Origin of the sequence: Carboxylicivirga taeanensis (assembly GCF_051851475.1) — a bacterium.
Classification (GTDB): Bacteria; Bacteroidota; Bacteroidia; order Bacteroidales; family Marinilabiliaceae; genus Carboxylicivirga; species Carboxylicivirga taeanensis.
Window position 1 is genome coordinate 1 of record NZ_JBPUSJ010000027.1, and the last position, 5,776, is coordinate 5,776.

Annotated in this window: 4 protein-coding genes; 1 reads left to right on the top strand and 3 read right to left on the bottom strand. The window is 32.1% G+C overall.

Annotated elements, in window-relative coordinates; all coding sequences use genetic code 11:
- On the top strand, positions 1-193 hold a 193-nt coding region (locus ACSX1H_RS18630), incomplete at its 5' end, for a hypothetical protein (RefSeq protein ID WP_439185763.1).
- Positions 194-651: 458 nt separating this feature from the next.
- Here ACSX1H_RS18630 and ACSX1H_RS18635 read toward each other — a convergent pair.
- The 3 genes from ACSX1H_RS18635 to ACSX1H_RS18645 all read right to left on the bottom strand — a co-directional run bounded on the left by ACSX1H_RS18635 (position 652) and on the right by ACSX1H_RS18645 (position 5,646).
- Positions 652-2,994 carry an ATP-binding protein gene (locus ACSX1H_RS18635; RefSeq protein ID WP_439185764.1) on the bottom strand — a complete coding sequence of 781 codons (2,343 nt, stop codon included), beginning with the start codon at positions 2,992-2,994 and terminating at the stop codon, positions 652-654.
- Positions 2,994-4,439 (bottom strand): metallophosphoesterase family protein, encoded by a 1,446-nt coding sequence (locus tag ACSX1H_RS18640; RefSeq protein ID WP_439185765.1) that lies wholly within the window; start codon positions 4,437-4,439, stop codon positions 2,994-2,996. Before ACSX1H_RS18640 ends, ACSX1H_RS18635 begins: the two co-directional genes overlap by 1 nt.
- Before the next feature lie 331 nt (positions 4,440-4,770).
- On the bottom strand, positions 4,771-5,646 hold the full coding sequence (locus ACSX1H_RS18645) for a hypothetical protein (protein ID WP_439185766.1): 876 nt from the start codon (positions 5,644-5,646) through the stop codon (positions 4,771-4,773).
- Positions 5,647-5,776 lie beyond the last annotated feature (130 nt).

Here is a 5,776-nt window from a genome sequence, read left to right on the forward strand (position 1 = left end):
TCGGCCCAGCCAAAGCGAGCCAGACTGCTATGCATTATTGCAGCTTGTTACAGGCTGTTATTTTATCTTCTTAATTTCTCTAATGTTCAGCTTTGATCAAAGCCAAAAACCAAATGAGAAGGTGTTTTACGCCAGCGTTTGGAAATCAAGCTTCCGGAAAGAAAAGTGCGAAAGCCATCTAAAACACAAATAGTTGCATAAAAACAGCTTAAGCCTGGCGTAAACAGTTTGTAAATCAAATTGATTCCTGTTCACGTTTGAAAATAAATTCCAAAAGCACTTCAATCTGAACGTCTGGGCTAATATGAAAACAACCAAGTCAGGATTAGTGGCCAAGTAATACTAAGTTTTGGTTTTTGGCGACCGTCCTCTATCCCACCTACAAAACTGAAACCCAAAATTGCCTGTAACGGATGGGTATATGCAAATGTGGGCGATTGCGGGCATCAAGCTTATCAAACCGTTACTACTTTAATGCGGGCTACAGCCCTTAATTTTATTACAATCTCGCCCATTTTGTATATACCGTGTTAGCGTTTCGTGCTTTATTCATTAATGTCAATCCGTGTGTTAGCAAGGCAAGCTCTTTGGCTGGTTTTGGTCGTGTGTCAGCTCGTGCGACAAGACAATGTGCTTGACTTTGGGATTGCATTACGATTCTATTATCAAGTCATATCTTACAAAAAATTCCTTTTTCCCTTTTTCAATATAAAAGGAACTTTCTAAATGTTCTGGAACAGGAACAAAAATCCTATTTCCAGTTACAATTGTTGTAGTTGCTATAGCTCCTCCTCCAATTGTTTCATCCTTTAGTTTGTCTTTTAATTCTATGTCATAGTACAAAGTCAATCTACTTGTAACATGGCTAAAAATGAAAACAACTTTATGTCCTCCCCAAATAACTTTTGTTGTGTGAGGTTCTAAAAAGAAATCCTTATCCTTTTTATATATTTGGTCAGATAAACCCAAAAACATTCTAAACATATTCAGCTCATGCCTTTGCTCTGTAGTGGTTATGAGCTTTTTTGTAGTTTCAGAATCTAACCTCAATATTGGAGGCAAAGCTATTATCATTTCTCCATTTCCATTACTCGAACTATTTTGTTCAGGTTGTTTAGCTGGAGCATCATGAATAATATTTGGCAATTCAGTTTCAATTGTACCGACTTGATTTCTACTAAATCTCTGTGTGTGGGTTTTAGTTATTGTTTTTGATTTTTTTAAAGCTTCTGGTAGTGAAATATCACCTTTTAAATAGTCACTTAAGAGAGATTCTATTTCACCTTGTTCATTATATTCATATTTGTAAAGTTCTTTATTCTTAGATAAAATCTTTTGCAAAGCATCAGCACCTTGACGTGTAGATGAAGGGACAAATGGAGCTATTTTAGAATAAATATGATTTCTTATAAAATCTTTTAGAAAGCTATTAAATATTTCATAAGCATTAGAATATGTTTGTTTTAACTGTTGTACAGATTGTGTGTTTCGAGACAAGAATATTAAAACTGTATCTCCCTTTTTTTGAACTAATAGAGGTATGTTGTGAGTAATATCAGCGAATTGAACGTTACAGTTATTTAAGAAGTAATCTTCATTTAATATAGATATTAACTTAAAAATAATAGCAGATTCTGACATCTCCAATTCCATACGTTCATATATTTTACTTACTTGAACGTTGTCATTTACGGGTTCAACTTTGAGTTTTGATAAATAGTTTTGCTGAATTCTTCTTCTTGGATTTGATTGGCTAAGAACTAAAAGGTTTGTGTTTTCATTCGCATGTAACTGTATAATTGAGCTATCATTACCAGAATAATACCTAAGTTGTTTTTGCTTTTTTAGTTCTTCTATTTGTTTTAAAGGAACATTTATGTCTTCTGGTTTTAAATTTATATTTATATTATTTGCTAAATCATATCTATTTCTTTTAACGATATAATTTAAGAAATATGGATTTTTATCAACTTGTTCTGTGTTTGATATTTCCTCAGAAACAGCTTTTTCTATGTGTACAATCAAGCTAGTTACAAAACTTATACTTTCCCTGCTTAATGCTTCTCGTCCTGCAGTAGGTTGAAGAATTGATAAGTTTACTATTCCTCCAAAATTGTATATCTGACTTATTGGAACAGGAGCCATACCAAAGTAATTCCTTAAACCCATAATATGACCTTTACCTTGCTCTAACACTATTTCTCCACTCAAAGAATTATTCTGCCATATTATATTATTGATATTTAACCGAATTATATTATTTCGAGTAAGAACGCCCGATAATACGCATGAAATACCCGGCTCTTGTATGTTTGAGTTAAACTCTAAGAGCGTTGATGTTTCTTTTGTGGTGAGAAATTCTTTTTTGTAATCTTTTTGACTGCAATTAATACCATTAATATTTACCTCAATTGGCAAATATTTAATGTATTGAGATAAATAATCAATTGCTCCCTCATGAGTTATTTGGCTCTGATTATCAAGATATGCTATTAAAGTCGTTCCAACAGGGATAGTATCATCATCAACTTTCTCAAGTTCAATACAATCTTCAGATATTGAAAGATTTTCACGAACAGCAATTGTTTTATATACACTTTCAGAATCGACAGGTCTTGTAATTACTTCAAGCCTTTCGCAAACTCCAAAGTTTGCCATTGCACCTATTCCAAAAGTTCCAATGACACCAGCCTTTTCAGCTAATTCATTACCTCTTTTTCCACTTGAACCTGCTTTCCAAAAGTTCTCTCTTAAAACATCTTCGCTCATTCCAATTCCATTATCTCGAATTTTAATTGTTGTTGAGGAGATTTCAATTTCTATTTTTCCAACTACACCTTCATCAAGAGACTTCCTCATTAAAATTGCATCATATGCATTTTGTATATTTTCACGCATAAGAGCATATGAAGAATCATATATTTCATTTGAGAGTATCTCAAGAACTCTTTGGGTTTCAACTTGAAATTTTATTTTATTTAATGAATCTGACATTACACAATAGCTTTACATTTATTTTTTAATTCAACAACAATGGGGGTATTAAGACTTTGTACGTATGAAAGTTCCAAAACCTCTTTAATCCTTTGTCTTTCTCTCTCTCGAAAAAGAGTTTGTAACAATATTATTGTCTCTTTTTCTGTATTCGGATTACCAATTGTTTCTATAACCTTTGGATTGTTTGAGGTTTGGATATAACACTCAAGCAGGAGGCTTTTAGTTTGCTCTTCAATTGTTGGTAGAGATTTTAATAAGTCTATTGCCTCAGGATAATCTTTATTACCAATTAAATCAATTACTTCTGAAAGTAATAAATCTATGTTTGGTGCTTCAGGCTTTTTTAATTGTAGCTCCATATATCCTTTTTCACAACCAGAAATATTATCCTTCTCCCAGATTGGAAGACTAAAATTAATATTTTCCATCATTTTTCTAGAGTGAAGCTTAGCCCTAAAGGTTTCGGCCTCTATCTCAAGGATATTGTATTGACGATTAAATCCAGTAGGCAAATGATTCGGCCCAGCACATAAACTTCCAGCACTAATTAAGGTAATCTTTTCATTTTCACTAACATCCATAAATTCATCAATTTTCTCAAGCTGATGCTGATGACCATGAAATCCCAGAGTTATTCCATTTCTCATAATATTTTTCAGAGTCCTTATATCCATATAATTTGATTCTCTTGGAGCTCCTTTAACATTATGATGCCATGTGCCAATAATAAAACGCCCTTTTTTTGTGTATTCAATAATATCTCTATAACTCCCTGCGATACAGTTTGGATTTATTGAGCCAGTTGGATTTAATAAATCATTATTAAAACAACTATTGTAAGCAACAATTGTCAAACCTATGCTTGGGCAATCAAATATATTATATTGCTTTTCTGGCTCAATAGAAAATTCTTGTAGTCCACTATAAAATCTATCATAAAATATTTTAAATGGTTCTAATCTATACTTGTAAGTTGAGTGATTAGCAATTTCGTAATACTTTAAATTCTTCCAAGACCATCTCACATTACTATTTTCACTAAAAAGCTTTTTGGTATAAATCGATGTATCATTAGTTTTTGATATGTCAATTTCTTTAATACTATTCTGAACATGAGGAAAACTAACATCATGATTTCCTGGTATTATTATAATCTTACTTTTATCGCCACCAAGAAATATGTCAACGAGTTCGTTTAAGAAGATTTCAGCTTCTTCATATTGTTCATTAATTTCTTTTACGGCAGTATCAAAATCTGATTTAGATGAACCATAAATGATGTCTCCACTTACAATTATTAAATCGGGTTCTTTGATTTTATCATTCTTAGTGTAATTTTCCTTGTCTTGGATTAAAGATGTAATCAACGCAGTATTGTCAACTTTACCTTCTTGATTTCGATGTGTATCAGATATGTGTAGTATACTAATTGTTTTTTCCATTGGTTAATTCATTGTGCGTTGAAAAAAATAGCTCTTTTACAAGCTGAATTATTGGCTTGTGTGTCAGAGCTTGTAAATGTGCTATTTGTGCGTTGGGTTTTCATCGGTTTATCTATGTTGCTTCGGTCTTTTTGCATGAACGCTAACGTTGGCTAGATGAAGCGTATGGCGATTTAACGAACTAAACTTTCCAAAACTCCACTGAGCCAAAGCTTTGATTTGTTATTATCTTTTCATTTTTAAAGCCAAATCAAAGATTTGGCGGTGTTCAAATGCCTAAATAAACCTCCCAATAACCACGAACGCCATATGCTTTATTCTAGCGTGTTAGCTACTGACTTTTTTTGTATTTGACGATTACATAATTATGCTGATAATCCGCTTCATTGTCATTCTCATCTATTATTCCATACTTAAACGTGCAGATAAATTCATAATTTGAAATCCATATAGGATTAATTAAACCCCAATTCTGTAATGCTTTATAATCTGTATTTACTGGAATTGAAAACTTCTTGTGTATAGTATTATCAGATGTTGCTTCAAATAGAATAAAATAATTAGTCCAACCACCTCCTAATACATTTCCATAGAAATCACAATACAATATTTGATTTAGTTCAGTGTTTATGTATAGTTCTTGACCAGCAGGCAAATTAATTAGTCCATTTTTAGTTGAGTAAAATAATAATCCCCCGCCTTCTGCACCTCTATATACTATATGGCAATTCATTGTTTCCATAAATTTAACATACCAATATGACTCCCAGTCACCATTAACCAATTCTACATACTCATTATCTAAATTGATTATCAGGGTATCATTTTTTCTAACCACTGATTTTCCAAAATTCTTTATACATTCGGCTTCAAATTGATTCCATTGACTGTAGTTGTTGTCTTCATATGGAGGTTTAAATAACTTAGTTTTTGTGTGATGCTTATTGTAAAGTTCATTGTATGTTGAGTCGTCTACTGATTCAAGATAAAATTCATAATCGTCAGATTGTATTGTGTCTCTAATTAAGGTATCAAGGTTAGATTTAAAAAATTTCCTTTTAGGTTCTACTTCAGTTTTTTCTATAGTTAATACTTTCAATTGTGTACTTACCGAATCTTTGACCTCATATGTCTTGTTCTCAGGTTTATTGGCACAGCCTATAGAGTACAATATGAAAAAAATGTAAACTAAAGTTTGAATACGCATATTTTTTGAGGTTTATTGTGTTTTGTTGTTGGTAGCTAACGGCCTGCCGCATGATGCGTAAAGGATTTTAACCTTACGAACTTATCAAATTGAGCAAAGCCAAAGCGCATATTTTGTTTTAAGTTTTCAT